Raw genomic sequence first — 19,728 nt, 5'->3', positions numbered from 1 at the left:
GCCGCTTCCACAAAGTAGGTGCGCTCCCTCTCCCGCTTGCGGGAGAGGGTATTTCCGCAACGGGACAATCCCCAAGAGGAGAAAGCCCTCACCTGGCGCTCCGCGCCGACCTCTCCCGCAAGCGGGAGAGGTTGGGAGCCCGCGGCACGGCTGGTTCACCTCAAAGCCATCAGGTACTATTTCGCCAGCTTGCGCACGGCTTCGTCCACGCTGTGGAAGACGTGCTCCTTCGGCAGGACGTCGAATAATTTGAATCGCTCGAATGCGTCCTGCGCGCGTACCGATTCCAGCCGCGCCAGCGTGACCGTGACCCCTTGCGCGTTGCACGCTTTGAAGACGTCGAGCAGGATCTGCGCGGCGGTGAAGTCGATCTCGACCATGCCGCTTGCCTCCAGCACCAGCAATTGCGGCGTCGCCGTGCTCAACACTTTCGTCACGTCGCTGCGGAAGCCGGGCGCATTGAGGAAGGACAGTGGCGCCTGCAGCCCGATCACGGCAACGCCGGCGATGCGCTCGCCGGTGATGTGCGGATGCGCCGGCCACCAGATCGTGGTGCCCGGCACGCGCTCGAACTCGATGAGCCTTGCGCGCGTCGTGCTCCAGATGCCGTGCAGCAGCGACAGCACGATGCCGAGGAACGCACCCTGTTGGATCGGCAGCACGATGATCAGCCCGGCGGTGGCGACGATGAGCAGAAACTCGCTGAACGACTGGCGATAGATCGTCGCGATCTGCTTGGTGCGGATGATGCGCAGCGCCACGAACAGCAGGATGCCGCCAAGGGCTGCATCCGGGACGTGCTGCAGCAGTCCCGTTCCGAACGCAAGCAACAACAGCACGATCACCGCCGCCGCAAGGCCTGCGAGCTGCGATTGTCCGCCGGTCTCGGCGACGATGCCTGTGCGCGGCGGGCTGGCATTGACCGGAAACGCGCCGAACAGGCCTGATAGCACGCTGCCGGCGCCGGCACCGAGGAAGTCGCGATCGACATCGGCGGGCTTGTCGGGATCGGACGGGAAGGATCGCGTGGTGGCCGCGGTCTGCACCATCACCACGACCGTGATGACGAAGGCGAGTGGTACGAGACGCACCCACAGCTCCAGCGCAAGCTCGGGCAGTGTCGGTCGCGGCAGCGTGCCCGGCACCATGCCGACGACGTTGACGCCCTTGCTCTCGAGGCCGAGCGCGATTGTGGCCAAGGTCGCGGCGACGAGCCCGATCAGCGCGCCGGGGATTTTTGCGCTGATCTTCTCGGAGATGACGACCACGGCCAGCACGCCGAGGCCGATGCAAAGCGTCACGGGATTGGTGCGGCCGAGCTCGCTCGCGAGCACGCCGATGCGATCGAGCGTCGGGCCATCAGGCGATTCCAGCCCCAGCACACCCGGCAATTGCGATACGATGATGTGGACGGAGATGCCGGCGAGGAAGCCGACCATCACCGGCATCGACAGCAGATTGGCGATGCCGCCGAGCCGAAACGCGCCGCCCGTGAGCATCATCGCACCCACCATCAGCGCCAGCGCGATCGCGAGCCCCTGATATTCAGGTGTGCCGGCAGTGGCGAGCGCCGCAAGACCGCCGGCGAAGATCGGCGTGATCGTGGAATCCGCGCCGCAGGACAGGAAGCGGTTGCCGCCGAGCAGCGCAAAGCCGAGCGAGCCTGCCATGAAGGCGAAGAAGCCGATCTGTGGCGCGAAACCGCCGAGCCGCGCGGTCGCCATCTGCTCGGGGATCGCGATCGCTGCCAGCGTCAACCCGGCCATGAGGTCGCCGGGCAGGGCATAGGACGCAAGCGAGCGAAAGAGCGGCCATGCATGCTCTTTTGAGCCCTTGGCGTCAGCGTCGTGCGGCATCGATGTCGGATCCCCGGAAAGCGCGTGTAAGTTGATCAGACTACAGCATTTCCAGGTTGGAGGGCGGCAGACTGCGCAACTTCCGTCAACAGAAATGGCCGGGTGATTGATTCTCTTCTGCCTCCAAGTCGTCATTGCGAGCGAAGCGAAGCAATCCAGAATCCTACCGCGGCGGCAGTCTGGGTTGCTTCGCTACGCTAAGAAGAAAGTGTGTGAGTTCCAGCAGACTCCGTCAGGAGCAATCACCCATTTTCATCCAGCGGGGTCGGCCGTCTGGCCGGTGCTCAACTCGCAATGACGGAGGACATATCTGTCGTCCGTATCGCGATGCGACAGCCTCAGTACCTGCCGCGGTTGTAGTCGCCGCCGCGTCCCATTCCTCCGCCGTGGCCGCCCATGCCCATGCCGAGACCAATCCCGAGACCGATCCCGACGCCGACGGCTTCGGGCGGCGGGCCGGGGGGCGGTGCGCGCTCGACAACGACTTCGTCAGGCGGCGGCCGGCGCTTCGGCGGTGTGTCGACGACCTTGCGCTTTGGCGGCGTGTCGTCGACGCGCTTCTTGATCACAGGCGCAACCGTCGGGTTGATCGGCGTCGCCGGTGTTGTCGGTGCCGAGCATGGGCAGGTCGGCGCCATCGCGACGGCGACCGGCACCGCGGCGGCCGCAACCGGCAAGGCGTAGTTGCGGTTCTGCACGCGGAGCAGCAGCCGCCGCGCGGTCGCGGCGAGATCGCTGTTGTCCCAGTTCGCGAGATAGGCCTCGAAGGAGGCGCGGGTGTTGATCGCCACCGCGCGGTCCCACGCCAGCATCTGGCGCCGGCGCTCAAGCACGGTGCGCAAGCGCGGCGTGTAGGAGGCCTGCGCGTAAAGCTCGATATAGGCCTGATACGCCGGCACCGTGTCGTCGGCGATCACGAGCTCATAGGCGGCCTTGGCGTCCTTGCCCTGCAAATCCTTGCGCCAGTCCTCGACGCTACGCGTGGCACTGGCGAGCGCCATCGCGTTCGCGCCCGAAGCGGGAGGCTGCTGGCTGCTCTCGCCGAAGAATTTGAAGTCGGTCGTCAGCGAGGAGCTTTCCCAGGGGATCTGTCGCCCGTCGGTCGATTGCGCCACCGCAATGCGGATGCGCTTGAACACCTCTTCAATCGGGACGTTCGGTTGCTTGGCAACCGTCAGGGCCGCGGTGGTGTAGGGACTGTCGGCGCCGGAGCCGTCCTCGGCTTCGGCACCGGGCGAGGTCGAGTACGAGATGAAGGAGCCGGGCGCGCCTGCCTTGGTGTCGACGATGGCGAGCCCGTGGCCGGCGCCGCTCAGCGCCGGGAACGGATTGTTGCGGCAGGCATCGAGCATGAAGATGCGCGCCCGCGTCGGCAGCGCGCCGAGCGTGTTGAGCAAATCGTTCAGCCGCACGCCCTGCAGCGGAATGTCGGCCTCGCGCTTGGGATCGAGATCGACAGGCACGAGATAGTTCTCGCCGTCGATCTGCAGGCCGTGGCCGGCATAGAACACCAGTGCGACGGTGTCGGCGCCGCTGGCGCTGACCTTGCCGGCGAAATCCGAGATCGCCTGTCGCATGTCGTTCTGCGAGAGATTGGGTGCCGCGGTGACGTTGAAGCCGGCATTGCCGAGCAGCTCGGCCATGCCTTTGGCGTCATTGGCGGCGTTCGGCAGTTCCGGCACCGTACGATAGGCGGATTGACCGATCACCAGCGCAAGCCGCGCTTCGGCCGCAGCCTGCGTCGGCGTCATCAACTGGGTGAGTGCAAGAAGGCCGGAGGCAAAGATCAAATTGGAAAGGACTGGACGGCGCATGGTGTCACTTCCATCGGCAATGGTGCGAGGATGTCACCTTTTCTAGTCGTCCGCCACGGCTCCGTCTGTGCGCTATCTCACGCTCTCGCATGTGGCAAATTGGGGCAGGGGGTCTGTCGGAGCTGACGCGCCACGCCGTGCGGCGTCAAAATAGTCCGCGATCCCAGGGCGGATCCGGTGCGAAGCGCGCCGCGAGGAAATCGATGAAGGCGCGCACCTTCGCCGGTGGCCGGCGATCAGGCAGGTAGACCGCATGCACCGCGGAGGACTGGATCTCCGGCTGATCGAGCGGAAGCGCGACCAGCGAGCCCGCGCGCAAGTCGTCGGCGACGATGAAGGTCGGTTGCCGCGCCAGCCCAAGGCCGGCCAGTGTCGCCTCGCGCAGCGCATCGCCGTTGTTGGCGCGCAGATTGCCGGAGACCTGGACGCGGATCTCGCCGTCCGCGCCGAACAGCCATTCCGCCGCGCTCGCCTGCTGCGAGAGCGTGTAGCCGAGGCAATTATGTGCGGCGAGGTCGGCTACGCTGCGCGGCGTGCCGTGCTTCGCCAGATAGGAAGGTGCGGCACAGACGACCAGGCGGTTCGGCGAGAGCCGCCGGGCCACCATGCTGGAGTCGCGCAACTTGCCGATGCGGATCGCGAGGTCCCAGCCCTCCTCGGCGAGGTCGACGAGCCGATCATTGAGGCCGAGCTCGATGGTGACCTCGGGATGGCGTTCCGAGAATTCCGCGATGAGCGGCGCGATCTGCCGTGTGCCGAACACGACGGGCACGTTGACCCGTAACGATCCGCGCGGCTCGACGCGTTCGCGCGCGACCGCGGCATCCGCCGTCTCCATGTCGGCGAGGATCCGCTCGGAGGATTCCAGATAGAGGCGGCCGGCCTCGGTGATCGAGAGCCGCCGCGTGGTGCGGTGGAACAGCTTGATGCCGAGGCGGGCTTCCAGCGAGGCGACGTGCTTGGTGACCATGGTCTGCGACAAGCCCATCGCCCGGGCCGCACCGGACAGGCTGCCGTTCGCTGCCACCTTCGCGAAGACTTCCAGGCTGGTCAGCCGGTCGAGCATCTATCTCACTCTATTGGTGTGAAGTATATTTCCAGAATAGCCGATTATCATTCTCATGAGAATAGATGATAGGTCTCCCAACAATGGAGTCCGCGATGATCGATTCCCGTACCGCTCCCTACGCCGCGCTGGTCCTGCGCGTGACGCTGGGCGCGCTGTTCCTGGCCCATGCCGGCCTGAAACTGTTCGTCTTCACCCCGGCCGGCACGGCAAAATTCTTCGGCAGCCTCGGCTTCCCGCCCGAGCTCGCCTACCTCGTGATGACCGTGGAAGTTCTCAGCGGCATTGCCCTGGTCCTCGGTGTCTGGACCCGCTATGCGGCGTTGATCGGCATCCCGGTCCTGCTCGGTGCGATCTTCACCGTCCATGGTGCGGCCGGGTTCTTCTTCACCAACACGAAGGGCGGCTGGGAATTCCCCGCGTTCTGGGCGATTGCGCTGGTTGCGCAGGCGCTGCTCGGCGATGGCGCCTTCGCGCTGCGGCCCTCGCGCGATGTCGAGGCAGCGAGCGGACAGTTGAGCGTCGCGTCGTCGCGCTGACATCGTCGCATCATTGAAACGCTGGAGCTGCGGGATCACGGTTCCGCAGCTTTTTTGTTGCGTGCCAACGCGCAGCGACCTGCCAAAAGCCCATCAATCTGCGTTCGGCATTGATCCATACCTGAATTGGATCGATCTGCGTCAATCCTGCATGGCACGCCGTTCGGTCGCGATGCGGCATGATCGAAAACATCGGCAGATATAGGCCGTCCGTTGCAGTTTCTGCCGGCGCGCCTTGCTCTCGTCCCGTCTCGACTGAGCTGGTCGCAACCCTTGCCTGCCTCGTCGCTTTGGCCATACAGTCCGCGCAACAGGCCGTGGCTACGACCGCGGCTGCGAACAAAAAATATTCGGGAGAGACACCATGACTATCGTGTCCGTCAGCCGTCGCACGTTCATCAAGTCGTCGACGGCGGTGACCGCCGGCCTCGTGCTCTCTCCCGCCGTCATCGGCCGCGCCGAAGCCGCGACGCTGAAGCTGAAATGCTCCTCCTCGCTGCCGAACGATCCCAAATTCGCCAACGGCCGCGTCTACTACGACAACCTCGTCAAGAATCTGAAGGGCAACGGGCTCGGCGAGCAGGTCGAGGTCGCCTTCTTCCCGGACAACCAGCTCGGTCAGGAAATCGACGTCATCAATTCGGTGAAGCTCGGCGTTATCGACCTCATGGTGTCGGGCTCGTCGATCTCGGCCAATCTGGTGCCGTTGGTCGGCACCTACGACCTCGGCTTTCTGTTCTCGAGCTTCCCGCAGCAGACCAAGGCGTTCGACGCCAGTGCCGCCAAGCCGATCGAGGACGCGCTGCTCAAGGGCAGCAACATCCGCATCATCGCATGGGCCTATAATTTCGGCTCGCGCAGCGTATTCGCCAAGAAGCCGGTGAAGACGCCGGAAGACCTCGCCGGACTCAAGATCCGCACGCTGCCGAATCCTGTCATCACGGAATGCCTGCGGCTGATGGGCGCTGCGGCCACGCCGCTGGCGTTCGGCGAAATCTACACGGCACTGCAGGCCGGCGTGCTTGATGGCCTCGAGCACGATCCGCCGACGATCCTCGCCAGCAAGTTCTTCGAAACCGCGAAATTCTATGCGCTGACGCAGCACAATTTCTCGCCGCTCGCGATCTACTTCAGCGACACGACGTTCAACCGCATGGATCCGAAGCTGCGCGAGGGCTTTCTCGACGCCGCGAAGAAGGCCGCGGCCGACACGCGAACCCATGGGCTCGCGGTCGAGAAGGAGGCGCTGGCGGCTCTGACCGAGAAAGGTGTGACGGTGGCCGAATGCGACCGCGAGGCGTTCAAGAAGCGCGTGGCGCCGCAGATCGAGAACTTCATCAAGGCGCGGCCGGAGTCCAAGCCCGTCATTGACATCATTCGCTCGACGCAAGCCTAAGATGGCCAAATCCGAGTTGGCGATGACAGGCGCCGTGCCGCTCTCGGGCGGTCGACACGGGAGCATTGCATTGCTGCTTCGTTGCAGTGACGCGATCGCGGCCATCCTTCTGGCCGCCGATCTCGCCGTCGTGTGCGGCTCCGTGCTGCTGCGCTTCTGCTTCAACGCGCCGGTCGAATGGTCGGATGACGTCGCGCGCGGATTGATGGTCGGATCGGCCTTCTTCGGTGCAGCAAGTGCGCTGGCGCGCGGCGAGAATGTCGGCGTGTCCTTCTTCCGCGATCTGCTGGCGCTGCGGCTGCGCGCCCTGGTCGACGCCGCCAGCGCCGTGCTCGTCGTGCTGATCTCCGGTTACGTCGCCTACAACGCCATCAAGCTCGGATCATTGACGGCGGGGCAGACCACCGGCTCAGGCCTGCCTTTGGAACTGACCTTCTATCCGATGGGCATCGGCGCGCTGTTCATGACGGTGTTCGCGGTCGACCATCTCTGCGCGCGACCGCTGCCCGACATCATGAGAGGCCTTGTTGCGGTCGCCATGGTGACCGGCCTCTATCTCGCCTGGGATTATCTGTCGCCGTCCTCGGTGCCGTCAGCGGGCACGCTGATGCTGATCGGCTTCTTCGCCACGCTGTTCGGCGGCTTGCCGATCGGCTTTGCGCTGGCGCTGGCCGCGCTGATCTTCATCTGGGTCGAGGGCGCGCTGCCCGGCGTCATCTTCGCCCAGCAGATGGCGCGCGGCATCGACAATTTCGTGCTGCTCGCGATCCCGTTCTTCATCCTCGTCGGCTACCTCATGGAAGCCAACGGCATGTCGGTGCGCTTGATCGAGCTGCTCCAACGTGGCGTCGGCCGTATGCGCGGCGGCCTCAACGTCGTGATGGTGGCCTCGATGGTGCTGTTCTCCGGCATCTCGGGTTCGAAGATGGCCGATGTCGCGGCCGTCGGCTCGGTGCTGATTCCGGCGGCGCGACGCTCGAAGCAGAATCCGGGCAGCGCGGTGGCGCTGCTCGCGGCGTCCGCGGTGATGGCGGAAACCATTCCGCCCTGCATCAACCTGATCATTCTGGGTTTCGTCGCAAACCTCTCGATCGGCGGCCTGTTCATGGCAGGGCTGCTGCCGGCGGCGCTGATGGCGGCGGTCCTGATCGTCTTCTCCATCATCTTCGGCAAGAAGCCTGATGACGCCAAGGCGGTCGAGCCGCAGATGCCAGTCTCAGGCCTGTGGAGCGGCGCGATCGCCTCGTTCGGCCTGATCTTCATGATCTTCTTCGGCTTCAAGAGCGGCTTTGCCACGGCGACCGAGATCTCGGCCTTCGCGGTCACCTACGCGCTCATCGTCGGCAGCGTCGTATTCCGCGAGCTCAGCTTCAAAACGGCGACGCATAGTTTCGTCCAGGCGGCGACGCGCGCGGGGCTGGTGCTGTTCATCGTCGCCGCCGCGCAATCGCTGGCGTTCACGCTGACCTTGCAGCAGGTGCCGCATGCGGTCGGCGACTTCATGCTAGGACTGTCCAAAACCTCAGGCACCTGGCTGTTCATCCTGCTCGCGATCGCCGTGCTGATCGTGATGGGCTCGGTGCTGGAAGGCGCGGCTGCGCTGATCATCTTCGGGCCGCTGCTGTTGCCGGTGGCGGTGCAGCTCGGGATCGATCCCCTGCATTTCGGCGTGGTGCTCGTGATCGCGATGGGCGTCGGCCTGTTCGCGCCGCCGCTCGGGCTGGGGCTTTACGGCGCCTGCCTGATCGGCAACGTGCCGATCGAGCAGACGGTGAAACCGATCCTGGGTTATCTTGGCCTGTTGTTCCTCTGCCTGCTCGTCATCGCCTTCGTGCCATGGCTGAGCACCGCCTTGCCGCGCGCGTTCGGCTACTAAGGGAGTGTTGCCGTGAAAGTCCTGCTGGCCCACACGCCGGAGATGCGCCGCAACTATTACGGCGATCGCAGCCTCAACGGCCTGCGCGCGATTGCGGACGTGATCCTGCACGAGGGTGACCAGGCGCTCGATGCGGCAAGCCTCGTGCATGCGGCAAAGGACGCCGACATCATCGTCGCCGATCGCATGACGGAAGGCCGTGGCGAGATCTTTGCGCAATTGCCGCGCCTGCGTGCCTTCGTCCGCTGCGCGGTCGATATCCGCAACGTCGATGTCGAGGCCGCCTCGCAAGCCGGTGTGCTGGTCACGCGCGCCGGTCCCGGCTTCGTGCACGCGGTCGCCGAGCTCGCGGTCGGCTTCATGGTCGACCTGTCGCGCGGCGTGTCGCGGGCTACAGCCGACTACCACGCCGGCCGCAAGCCGGAGGCGCGGATGGGCCGTCAGCTCGCCGGCAGCACAATCGGCATCATCGGTTATGGCAGCATCGGTCGTTACCTCGCCGAGATCGCCAAGGTGATGCGCATGGACGTGCTGGTCTCCGATCCCTTCGCTGATGTCAGCGACAGCGCGATCAAGCAGGTCGGCCTCGACGAACTCCTGGCGGCTTCCGACTATGTCGTCTGCCTCGCCATTGCCAACGAGCAGACCGAGAAGCTGATCGGGGAGGCGGCACTGGCGCGCATGCAGAAGCATGCTGTCTTCATCAATCTGTCGCGCGGCAACCTCGTCGACGAGGCGGCACTCGCAAAGGCGCTGCTGGAGAACCGCATCGCCGGTGCTGCGATGGATGTCGGCCGCGCCCCCGACCAGATGCCGACACCGGAGCTGGCAAAGCTTGCCAACGTCGTCGCGACGCCGCATGTCGGCGGGTTGACGCCGCAGGCGATCGAATATCAGTCGCTGGAAACGGTGCGGCAGGTCGACGCCATCATCAAGGGCGATGCCCCGCAGGGTGCCGTCAATGCCGACCGCTGGACGCGGCGGCCGTGAAAGCCAACGCCGCCTTGAACCCGGTCGTGGCCCGGATCGTCTAGGGATGAAACCAAAAATGCGGCTACCGTTTTTCTACGGCTGGGTCGTGGTCGTGGTGACCTTTGTGACCATGGCCATCGGCGTCAATGCGCGCACCGCCTTTTCATTGTTCTATCCGCCCATTCTCTCCGAATTCGGCTGGGAGCGCGGCGTCACCGCCGGCGCCTTCTCGTTTGGATTCGTTGCATCGGCGATCGCCAGCCCGCTGATCGGCCGGTTGATGGATCGCGCGGGGCCACGTGCGGTGATGGAGCTCGGCGTGTTGCTGATGGCCGGCGGGCTGTTGCTCGCGCCGCTCACTAGCCAGCCCTGGCATCTCTATGTGACGATCGGGGTCATGGTCGGCGCCGGCTCGGTGTGTCTCGGCTATTCCGGCCAGTCGCTGTTCCTGCCGAACTGGTTCATTCGCAAGCGCGGCTTTGCCATCGGCATCGCCTTTGCCGGCGTCGGCATCGGTTCGGTGACGCTGCTGCCATGGGTGCAGCACTTGATCGAGCAGACCGGCTGGCGCACCGCTTGCACCGCGATGGGCCTGATGATCCTGATCGTGCTGGCGCCGATCAATCTGCTCCTGCACAAGCGTCCCGAAGACATCGGCCTCCAGCCGGACGGCGACGCTGCGCCGGCCGCGGGCACCGAAAAGCCGGTCTCCAACATCGTCGATCCCGTCTGGGCGGCTACCGATTGGACGCTCCGACGGGCGGTCGCGACCGCACGCTTCTGGTGGATCGCGCTCGGCTATTTCTGCGGCCTGTACATCTGGTACGCGGTGCAAGTGCACCAAACCAAGTTCCTGCTCGACATCGGCTTCAGCCCGAGCGTTGCGGTATGGGCGCTCGGCGCCGTCAGCCTGCTCGGCATTCCCGGCCAGATTTTCCTCGGCCATATCTCCGACCGGATCGGGCGGGAATGGGTGTGGGCCATCAGCTGCGCCGGCTTTGCGATCTGCTTCGCGGCGCTGATGGCGCTGAAATACCAACCCTCGTTCTGGTTGGTCTGGTTGATGGTGTTCACGCAAGGCGCGCTTGGTTACGGCCTCACCTCGATCATGGGCGCGGTGGTTTTCGAGATCTTCCAGGGCCGCCACCAGGGCAGCATCTTCGGCATGATCATGCTCGCGGCATTGGCAGGCGGGGCAGCCGGTCCATGGGTGACAGGCATCCTCTACGATCGCGCCGGCGACTACACGCTCGCCTTTGCCATTGCCATCGTCGTAAGCCTGCTGTCGGCGCTGTCGGTCTGGCAGGCGTCGCCGGGCAAGGTGCGGGCCGTGGCCGGCCGGCTGCACAAGCTTCAGGCTGTGAAATAGGTTCCGTCTGCACTGGATTGCCTTCGCATCTTTTGCAGAATGTTAAGCATGCCCTGGCTTGGCGGAACGTGAGCCTGTTGCAAAAACGTCTTGGACACCATCGGAGCATTAGCTTGGGGCCGATTGCCGCATTTTTCTGATCCTGCCGAGCCCAACGATGTCTGCCTCCGATTGTCCAGTGACTGAAATGCCGGACGTGCTGCGCGCGGCGCTCGAATGGGCTGACGACGGCATCGTCATTGTCGATAGTGCGCATCGCATCACGCATTTCAACGCCGGCGCCGAGCGGATCTGGAAGCTTGCGCGCGCCAATGTGCTTGGCCGCGATGCCGCCGTGCTCACGCTGAAATGCCTTCAGGCCGAGCCGGTCGCGGATTTCCGCGACGAGATCAGCCTGGTGCGGCGCGACGGCAGCCGGATCAAGGCGACGATCGCGCTGTCATCGGCAACGATCGACGGCGCAACCCATCACATCGTGTTCGCGCGCGACGTCACCGCCGATGCCGAGCGCCGCGTCAGGATCGGGTTGCTCCACGCCGTCTCCGACCAGACCAACCGCGCGGTCATCATCACCGATGTCGAGCAGAACATCGTCTACGTCAATTCGGCGTTCACGGCGCTGTTCGGTTACACCAGCGACGAGGCTGAAGGGCGCCGCGCAGGCGAGCTCATCGCCGGCTGCCATACCGATCGCAAGGCCGTTGCCAGGCTCGTCAAGCGCCTGATGCATGGTGGCCGGCGCGGCGAGGCCGAGGTGCTGGTCTACGACAAGGACGGCGAGGAGATCTGGATCTGCGCCCGGATCGACGCGTTTCGCGACAAGAAGGGGCGGGTCAGGCACATCTTCGCGCTGCTCGAGGACATCACGGAGAGCAAGCAGCTGCGCTCGCTCCAGCAGCTCATCATGAGCGCGCTCGCCGACGAGGTGCCGATCACCGAGATCGCCGACCGACTGTGCCGCCGGGTCGAAGAGATCGCTCCCGACGTCGTCTGCTCGCTGCTTCACGTCGATGCCGCCGGATTGATCCATCCCCTCGGCGGCCCGAGCCTGCCCGAGGACTATTCCCGCGCACTCGATGGTATCGCCATCGGGCCCGGTGTCGGCTCCTGCGGCACCGCCGCTTTCTACGGCGAGCCGGTGCTCGCCACCGATCTCGATACCGATCCGCGCTGGCAGCCTTACAAGGCAATGCCGCTGGCGATTGGGCTGTGGGCCTGCTGGTCGACCCCGGTCATGGCCAAGGACGGCCGGGTCATCGCCACCTTCGCTTTCTATTTCCGCGAGCCCCGCGCGCCGAGCAACTGGCACCGGCGCATCGTCGAGGCCTGCGTCAACCTCGGCGCCTTCGCGATCGAGCGCAAGGAGGCGCGCGCGGAGATCGCGCGGCTCGCCTATCACGACATCCTCACCGGCCTGCCCAATCGCGCGCAATTGCGGCATCTGATCACCACCGCGATCGACGCCTGTCCGACCGGCGGCCACGTTGCGCTGGCCTTCCTCGACGTCGATCATTTCAAGGACGTCAATGACACGCTCGGCCACGCCGCCGGCGACGAGCTCCTGATCCAGCTGGCGCAGCGCCTGCGCGAGCAGATCGGGCCGGAAGACATGCTGGGCCGGCTCGGCGGCGACGAATTCGTCATCCTGCTGCCGAACCGCAATGCCGAGAGCGCGGAGCGTGTCGCGACCGACATCACCGAAGCGCTGGCCGCGCCCTTGCGGCTCGGATCGAAGCTGATGCCGATGTCGGCCAGCATTGGCATCAGCCTTTATCCCGACCACGCCACCGAGATCGACACGCTGATGCAGCAGGCCGACGCCGCCATGTACACGGCCAAGCAGGCCGGCCGCTCGACCCATCGCATGTTCAGTGCCGAGATGAACGGATTGGCCGAGCAGCGGCTGGCGATGATCGCAGCGCTTCGTCGTGCCATCGCCGACAATGCGCTCAGCCTCAGCTATCAGCCGCAGATCCGCAGTGGCGACGGCGCCATCCATGGCGTCGAGGCGCTGGCACGCTGGCACGACGCCACGCTGGGCGATGTCTCGCCGGCAAAGTTCATTCCGCTCGCCGAGGAATGCGGCCTGATCGAGCAGATCGGCCTGTGGTCGGTGCGCGAGGCCTGCCGGCAGATGGCGAGCTGGCGCCGCGCGGGGCTCAACATTCCCAGCGTCTCGGTCAACCTGTCGCCGATCAATTTCCGGCATGTCGCGCTCGCAGCGCGGCTCGCCGATATCCTCGCTGAGTACGCGCTGCCGGCGGACGCGCTGATGCTGGAGATCACCGAAGGCACCTTCATGCAGGATGGTACGGCCGCATTGGAAACAATGCAGGCCATTCGCGCGCTCGGCATCGGCCTGTCCGTGGATGATTTCGGCACCGGCTATTCGAGCCTCAGCCGGCTCGCACATCTGCCGATCCGCGAGCTCAAGATCGACCGCAGTTTTATGCGCGATATCGAGCGTGACGCGGGCGCGCTTGCCATCGCCACCGCCGTGGTCCGCGTCGGCCAGGGCCTCGGCATGACCGTCGTTGCAGAAGGCGTCGAGACCGAAGGCCAGCGCAAGATGCTGGCCGAGCTCGGCTGCGACGTCGTGCAAGGCTTCCTCTATGCCCCCGCACTCGCGCCGGTCGCGTTCGAGCGCTGGCTGATCGAGCATTGCGCCGAGCAGGCGAGGGCGATGCTGGGGCGACTCACCCCCGTCGATGCAATCGCGGTGAAGCGCTCGGCCTAAGGCGCATGCGCACTGTCAAATTCGCTGGGATCAGCGGTCTGTACAATCAGTGGTTCAAGTTTTGGCGCTCGCGCAATCGCGGGCGATATGATCGTTCTTCGATTGAGCGCACGCTGGCATAGGCAACGCTGCGGCGCCAAGGCCGGCCATGTTAAGCTCGCTGAAAAAGGCCTCGCGAGATGCCTATCGCAGCCGAGGTGCTGGGGCAACTATCCATGGCTCTCAGCTCATGGCGCCCACAAAATCCGATGTCTCGCAATGTGCCCGCGGTCGGACTGCTGTTCGACGGAAGTGGGCGCGCCCTATTCAATCACCTCGTCGGCAGTCGCCAGCAGTGAAGGCGGCGCGGCGAGGCCGAGGGCCCTGGCGGTCTTCAGGTTCAGGACCAATTTGAAGCGCGTGGGCTGTTCGACCGGGATATCGGTGGGCTTTGCGCCTCTCAGTATCTTGTCAACGTCGGCCGCTGCGCGGCGGAAAAAATCGGGGAAATCCTGCCCGTACGACAGCAGAAGACCGTGAGGAACCATCTCCGCGATAAATGACAGCGTCGGCAGCCTGTGTGCCAGAGCCGATGAACCAATACGCGCCCGCTCGTTGAACAGCATCGATCCGGCCCCCAAGATGACGCCGTCGGCGCGGTCTTGAGCAATTTTGGAGAACGCCGGCTCGATGTCATTGGGCGCCGATACCTCTGCGGGCCACAACGAAATTCCAAGCGCTTCGGCCGCGGCCTGATTGGTTTTGACCGCGCGCTGCGCGAACTGATCGGTCTTATCCACCAAGAGTGCTACACGCGACAGGTTCGGAACCGCCTCCTTCAACAACGCCAGACGTTTCCCGCTCAGGTCGATCGACATGAGTGAGAGACCCGTGGCATTGCCTCCGGGTCGCGCAAGACTCTCGACAAGACCGCCACCGATTGGGTCCGACACAATGACAAATACGATCGGAATGGTGCTTGTGGCCTGCTTGGCCTCTTTTGCGCCCAACGCAGTCACGGCGACAATGGCGTCGACTTTGTCCGCGGCCAGCTCGCGTGCAAGCGTGCGAAACCGTTCCGGCTGCTCGGCGGGAAATCGATGAAGGAACTCGATGTTCTTGCCTTCGACATAGCCGATGTCGGCGAACGCCTTCGTTAGGACGTCCAAATAGACCTTCTCTTCATCCGCTGTGCTGGCGTGCCAGAGGACTCCAACCCTGTTGATCTTTGCGGTCGCCACATTCTGCTGCGCGCGCGCCATAAGAGGCCAAGCAGCCCCGACTGCCGCAATTCCGATAAATGTCCGCCGTTCCATGTCAGCCCCCGATTTGATGCTGTCTTAGCATCCGTCATGGGAGGCAGGAAAGGCTATGGAGGTCCGCTAACGCGACATCGAGAACGACTCCGGCGCGCTCGCTATCGCCACCGCCGTGGTCCGCGTCGGCCAGGGCCTCGGCATGACCGTCGTCGCCGAAGGCGTCGAGACCGAAGGCCAGCGCAAGATGCTGGCCGAGATCGGCTGCGACGTCGTGCAAGGCTTCCTCTATGCCCCCGCACTCGCGCCGGTCGCGTTCGAGCGCTGGCTGATCGAGCATTGCGCCGAGCAGGCGAGGGCGATGCTGGGCCGGCTCGCGCCGGTCGATGCGATCGCGGTGAAACGGTCCGCTTAGGGCACGACGGCCCGAGCCGGCGGCTCAGGCATTCGGTTGCAGGAACGTGCCGTATTGCTTGCTCATGGCGACCCCTGCGGCGGCCTGTCCAATGACACGCATCGCTGCCAGCATCGGCCACGGCCCGAGGCTCACCCGCCGAACGCCGACGCGGGCGAGATCCGGAATTGCGGGAACGCCTTGCGTCACCATGATGTTGACCGGCAGAGGCGCGAGTTGAACGAACTTCCCGATAAGCGCGAGGTCGGTGAGGCCGGGCACGAAAATTCCGTCGGCGCCGGCGTCGGCATAGATCTTCGCACGTCTTGCCGCTTCGTTCAGGCACTCCGCCGGCGATCCGTATTTCAGCAAGAACGGATCAGTCCTCGCGTTGATGAATAGATGAACGCCGAGTTGTTGCGCCGCGTGCCGCACGGCCTTGATCTTCGCGGCGTGCTGTTCGGGGTTCGCGAGTTGCCGCTTTCCTCCGGATAGCCCGTCTTCGATATTGATGCCGACGGCACCGACCTGCAGAATTCTGGCCGCCGATGTGGCGGCGGCGTCCGGGGTGTCGCCATATCCGGCCTCGAGATCGATTGACACCGGAACCGATACAGACGCGGTTATCCGTGACACCAGCCCTGCCAGCATATCGAGCGGGACATTTTCTCCGTCCGCATATCCAAGTGCTGCCGCGACCGCCCCGCTGCTGGTCGCGATCGCCGGGGACGTCTTCGCGATGGCTTTGGCGGTGGCGGCATCCCAGGCGTTGAACAGGACGAGCGGATCCCCCGTCTTGTGAAGACCGTGAAACGCTTCGGCGTACTGCTGCTGCATGTTGGCGTCCATCTCGCGTACTCCTCGTCAGAAATTCCAAAGCCGATCCGGCGGTGCCCTCCGGCGTCCGCGAAAGGCGTTCAGTCCGGCGCGTGCGTCCTGAACCAGTCCATGATCAGGCCGGTGACTTCGGCCTCGCGCTCGAGGTGCGGGAAGTGTCCGACATCCGGCAAGACAACACGCTTGTGTGGTCCCTTGAACAGCGGCTCTTCCTTCACCGAATATCTCGCTGTCGGATCGTTGCCGCCGTAGATCGTCAGCGTCGGCGTCTGCATCTCGTTGATCGGCAGCCGGCCCATGCGTCCCGCCTCGGTCAGGCCTCCGTAGTATTTGAGCGCCGCGGCCATGGTGCCGGGAGAGCTGAGCGTCTCCTTGATCGAACGAATGTGCTCGACATCGTTGAAGGTCGGCGACCACAGCTTCCAAAGATAATCGACGAAGGGCAGTCCTTCGGTATTGACCGCCGACTCGGCGCCAGGCAGCTGGAAGAAATAGACATGGAAGATCGATCGAACGATTTCCGGATCCCGCCTGATGCTCGAGAATGTGATCGGATGGGCGGTGTTCATGACAACCGCGGCTTTGATTGCAGACGGCGCCGTCGCCAGCGCCTGAAAGGTCGACGTGCCGCCCCAATCCATGCCGACGACGCGGGCTTGTCCGTCCTCGCTCAGCGCCGCGATCAGCGCTTCGAGATCCTTGCCCAATGCGATCGGATCGAAAATGCCGTCCGCCGGGATCTCGGTCGGCGCATAGCCGCGCAGGAATGGCGACACGGCGCGATAGCCCGCATCCGCGAAGACTTGCAGCTGCTTTCGGTAGGACCAGGCGTTGTCGGGAAAGCCGTGCAGGAAGATCACAAGGGGACCGCTCCCCTGTTCGAGATAGGCGAACCGCACGCCATTGGCCTGCACGTATTTCAGGACGGGTTCACTGCCGTTGGCAGTCGGCGTCGATAAGGCTGCGCTCCGGATATTCATCGTCATCCTCCATGTCGTCACTCTTCTGCGACAAATATGTGCGCAGCACACATATCAGGTCAAGTTGTTTTTTGTGCGCAGCGCACATATTATTGCCGGCATGGAAACTGGAATCGCGAATTTGCTGGGAGCGCTGTCGCTCGCGGTCATGGACCGCATTGAGCAAGGCGCGCGCGAGGTCATAGGCCGCGGCGGCGAGACGCCGGCGGCACTCGTCGTCATTGGCTACGGCCAAGGCATGACCAACGACAAGCTGCGGCGTATCCTTGGCCTGTCGCATTCCGGAACGGTCCGGCTGGTCGACCGTCTGGTTTCGGATCGGCTTGTCGAGCGCCGGCCGGGAAAGGACGGACGCGAGGTCGCATTGCACCTGACGGCCTCGGGCGTTGCGACCCGGAACGATCTGATGACGTCCCGGATTTCAGCCATCGCATCGCTTCTGGATGTACTGTCGCCGGCCGAGACGAAGCGACTTGAAACGCTGATCCACGAGCTGCTGGCAAGGCAGGACACGTCCGAGCTGGATCGGTTCACGATCTGCCGGATGTGCGACGATAGCGTCTGTACGAATTGCCCGTTGCCCACCAGCAAGGGCAAACACAATCGGTAGCCAGAGGTGTTGCCAGCGGGGGGCGGCAGGCGAGACCGGGGACGGATGGCGCAAGATGCTGGCCGAGCTCGGCTGCGACGTCGTGCAAGGCATCCGAGCGAGGTCGCAATGAGAGCCCCGCCAGAGGCGGGGCTCGGAAGCGCTTTACTGGCTAGGTTACTGCTTGGCCGGCTGCCCTGACGTCGACGGCGGCGGGGCATTGTTCTGGTTGGTCTGTCCAGTCGGCGTGTTCTGGTTCGTGCCCGGCTGACTGGTGGACTGATTGTTGTTCTGGGCCGGAGCCTGGCCGGTGGTCTGGCCCGACGGCGGTTGCGTGTTGGCTTGGCCCGAGTTCGCCGGTTGGTTCTGCTGAGCCTGGCCTGTTGTGGACGGCTGGTTTTGCGGAGCCTGACCTGTGGTCTGGTTCTGCTGCGCCGGCGCGCTGCTCTGGCCGGTGCTTTGCCCGGTCGTGTTCTGCGGCGTCGACTGGTTGTTTCCGCCCTGGCCGACGGTCGTCGACTGGCCCTGCGTGGCGCTGATCTGGTTGGACACGCCGAGCGCAGCGACGGTGCGGGTATCGATCGAGCCGGTAGCCTGGAAGCCTTCCTGTCTCTGGAAGGTCATCAATGCCCTACGCGTATCCGGCCCGAGCACGCCGTCGGCTTCGCCGGACAGCATGTGGCGTTCGATCAGGACCCGCTGAACAACGCGGATCTCGTCGGGGCTGAGATTCAGCGCGGCAACGCTGCCACCACCGCCACCGCTCCGGGCATAGTGCGTCCGCGGCCCGGCGGGAATGACATCGACGATCCTGCGGCTGCGGTCGGTGACGACGATCTCGTCATCGACGACGAAGAAGCTGTCGTCACGGTAGTCAGGATAGACGTCGATCAGCACCGGATAATCCGCGACCGAGATCACGGAGATGTTCCGCGGCACGACCACGCCGGCATTGACGCGGAAGTTGATCGCATTTTCGTTGACCCGCACGCGCGCCACATTGCGCGAACTCAGCACCGACTGTTGCAGCCGTGTCTGCTGCTGCGCATTCACCTGCACGCGGCCCGACATGCTCTGGGTAGCCCCGCCCTGGGTCTGAGCTTGAGCGTTGACCTGTCCTTGCGTGTTTGCGCCGGTCGTCGCACCCTGCTGGGCACTCTGGTTCTGGACGTTGCCGCTGGTGTTCGCACCGGTCGTGGTCGTGCTCTGACCCTGTGCGTTCTTGCCTTGGGCGTTCTTGTCCTGGGCGTTCTTGTCTTGAGCGTTCTTATCCTGTGCGTTCTTGTCCTGGGCGGTGCTCTTGGTGTTTGCGCCGGTCGTTGTCGTGCTCTGACCCTGCGCGTTCTTGCCCTGTGCATTCTTGGCATTCTTGTCCTGGGCATTTTCCTTGGTGTTGGCGCCCGTCGTCATGCTCTTATTCTGCTCGGCGCCTTGCGACGGATGCGCGCGGTCGCGGTCGCTGCTGCCCTGTCCGACCGTCTGGTTCTTCTGTCCGCTCTTGTCACTCTCGGACTTGGACTGACGCGCCTGGTCCCGATCGCCCCGGCTCTGACCGATCGTCTGGTCCTTGCCCTGCTTGCCGTGTTCGTCTTGCGACTGACGAGCGTTGTCGCGGTCGCGGCCCTGGCCGATGGTCTGCTTGTCGCCCTTGTCCGCGGCTCGGCTGTCTTGCGCCGCAGAGGAACCCTCGGCCCCGCCGCCGGCGCGGCCCTGCGTCATTCCCTCACCGCGGCCCCGCGTCATTCCCTCGCTGTGCGAGGCGCCACCTGCACCGTGCGAGGCCGCGCCGCTGGAGTGCTCCGCAGCACCACCGCTGGCGCTGCCGGCTCCTCCGCCGGCGCTCATCCCGCCGCCGGCACCTTCACGCATGCCTTGCGCCGATCCTTGTACCGACGCCAGGCTGACGCCGGCGAGCAGCACTGCTGTGGTCAGCAGGAACTTGTTCTTTCCAATGTTCATCTCAATCTCCTTGGTTTGTCTGGTGGCAGTTGCGCGGCTTCGTCGCGAGGCGACCGCGCGTGATCTCTCTCGATCGAAGCCGGAGGCATCGATCTGCCATTTGATATCG

The 19,728-nt window shown here is 64.6% G+C and carries 15 protein-coding genes and 1 pseudogene; 8 read left to right on the top strand and 8 right to left on the bottom strand.

The window, feature by feature from the left end:
- Nucleotides 1-176: 176 nt before the first annotated feature.
- The 3 genes from JJC00_RS29560 to JJC00_RS29550 form a co-directional block, all read right to left on the bottom strand.
- A complete protein-coding gene (locus JJC00_RS29560) occupies nt 177-1,856 on the bottom strand; it encodes a SulP family inorganic anion transporter (protein WP_200469347.1) in 1,680 nt (559 codons plus the stop codon).
- Between the two features lie 338 nt (nt 1,857-2,194).
- Nucleotides 2,195-3,670, bottom strand: coding sequence for a caspase family protein (locus JJC00_RS29555; protein ID WP_200469346.1), 1,476 nt, complete (start codon nt 3,668-3,670; stop codon nt 2,195-2,197).
- 145 nt (nt 3,671-3,815) lie between these two features.
- Entirely contained in the window at nt 3,816-4,736 is a 921-nt protein-coding gene (locus tag JJC00_RS29550) for a LysR family transcriptional regulator (protein ID WP_200469345.1), read from the bottom strand.
- A 95-nt stretch (nt 4,737-4,831) separates the two neighbouring features.
- On the opposite strand from JJC00_RS29550, the gene JJC00_RS29545 reads away from it, so the two are divergent.
- Complete coding sequence (locus tag JJC00_RS29545; protein WP_200469344.1) at nt 4,832-5,275, top strand: DoxX family protein; 444 nt, start codon at nt 4,832-4,834, stop codon at nt 5,273-5,275.
- 10 nt (nt 5,276-5,285) lie between these two features.
- On the opposite strand, the gene JJC00_RS29540 is transcribed toward JJC00_RS29545, so the two are convergent.
- Nucleotides 5,286-5,573, bottom strand: coding sequence for a hypothetical protein (locus JJC00_RS29540; RefSeq protein ID WP_200469343.1), 288 nt, complete (start codon nt 5,571-5,573; stop codon nt 5,286-5,288).
- A 66-nt stretch (nt 5,574-5,639) separates the two neighbouring features.
- Between JJC00_RS29540 and JJC00_RS29535 the strand changes: the two genes are divergently transcribed.
- From JJC00_RS29535 to JJC00_RS29515, 5 genes are all read left to right on the top strand, one after another.
- Nucleotides 5,640-6,671: a TRAP transporter substrate-binding protein gene (locus JJC00_RS29535; RefSeq protein ID WP_200469342.1), complete on the top strand. Its 1,032-nt coding sequence runs from the start codon at nt 5,640-5,642 to the stop codon at nt 6,669-6,671.
- A 22-nt stretch (nt 6,672-6,693) separates the two neighbouring features.
- Nucleotides 6,694-8,547 (top strand): TRAP transporter large permease, encoded by a 1,854-nt coding sequence (locus tag JJC00_RS29530; protein ID WP_200474277.1) that lies wholly within the window; start codon nt 6,694-6,696, stop codon nt 8,545-8,547.
- A gap of 12 nt (nt 8,548-8,559) precedes the next feature.
- Nucleotides 8,560-9,537, top strand: coding sequence for a hydroxyacid dehydrogenase (locus tag JJC00_RS29525; protein WP_200469341.1), 978 nt, complete (start codon nt 8,560-8,562; stop codon nt 9,535-9,537).
- Nucleotides 9,538-9,595: 58 nt separating this feature from the next.
- Nucleotides 9,596-10,888, top strand: a complete 1,293-nt coding sequence (locus JJC00_RS29520; protein ID WP_200469340.1) for an MFS transporter — start codon at nt 9,596-9,598, stop codon at nt 10,886-10,888.
- A 157-nt stretch (nt 10,889-11,045) separates the two neighbouring features.
- Nucleotides 11,046-13,625: an EAL domain-containing protein gene (locus JJC00_RS29515; protein ID WP_200469339.1), complete on the top strand. Its 2,580-nt coding sequence runs from the start codon at nt 11,046-11,048 to the stop codon at nt 13,623-13,625.
- Between the two features lie 302 nt (nt 13,626-13,927).
- Here JJC00_RS29515 and JJC00_RS29510 read toward each other — a convergent pair whose 3' ends face one another.
- Nucleotides 13,928-14,920, bottom strand: coding sequence for an ABC transporter substrate-binding protein (locus JJC00_RS29510; RefSeq protein WP_200469338.1), 993 nt, complete (start codon nt 14,918-14,920; stop codon nt 13,928-13,930).
- A 70-nt stretch (nt 14,921-14,990) separates the two neighbouring features.
- Here JJC00_RS29510 and JJC00_RS29505 point away from each other — a divergent pair.
- Nucleotides 14,991-15,275: pseudogene (locus tag JJC00_RS29505) on the top strand (EAL domain-containing protein); the annotation flags it as partial.
- 24 nt (nt 15,276-15,299) lie between these two features.
- Here JJC00_RS29505 and JJC00_RS29500 read toward each other — a convergent pair.
- Nucleotides 15,300-16,103, bottom strand: coding sequence for an isocitrate lyase/PEP mutase family protein (locus tag JJC00_RS29500; RefSeq protein WP_200469337.1), 804 nt, complete (start codon nt 16,101-16,103; stop codon nt 15,300-15,302).
- A gap of 68 nt (nt 16,104-16,171) precedes the next feature.
- Entirely contained in the window at nt 16,172-17,071 is a 900-nt protein-coding gene (locus JJC00_RS29495; protein WP_200469336.1) for an alpha/beta fold hydrolase, read from the bottom strand.
- Between JJC00_RS29495 and JJC00_RS29490 the strand changes: the two genes are divergently transcribed.
- On the top strand, nt 17,031-17,681 hold the full coding sequence (locus tag JJC00_RS29490) for a MarR family winged helix-turn-helix transcriptional regulator (RefSeq protein ID WP_246773963.1): 651 nt from the start codon (nt 17,031-17,033) through the stop codon (nt 17,679-17,681). The genes JJC00_RS29495 and JJC00_RS29490 overlap by 41 nt on opposite strands.
- Nucleotides 17,682-17,837: 156 nt before the next feature.
- Here the strand turns inward: JJC00_RS29490 and JJC00_RS29485 are convergent, their stop codons facing one another.
- A complete protein-coding gene (locus JJC00_RS29485) occupies nt 17,838-19,619 on the bottom strand; it encodes a peptidoglycan-binding protein (RefSeq protein ID WP_200469335.1) in 1,782 nt (593 codons plus the stop codon).
- Nucleotides 19,620-19,728: the final 109 nt, after the last annotated feature.

The sequence above is a fragment of the Bradyrhizobium diazoefficiens genome (genome assembly GCF_016616885.1).
Classification (GTDB): Bacteria; Pseudomonadota; Alphaproteobacteria; order Rhizobiales; family Xanthobacteraceae; genus Bradyrhizobium; species Bradyrhizobium diazoefficiens_F.
The sequence above is the reverse complement of the archived record's forward strand: the minus strand, read 5'-3'. Positions and strand labels throughout refer to the sequence as shown.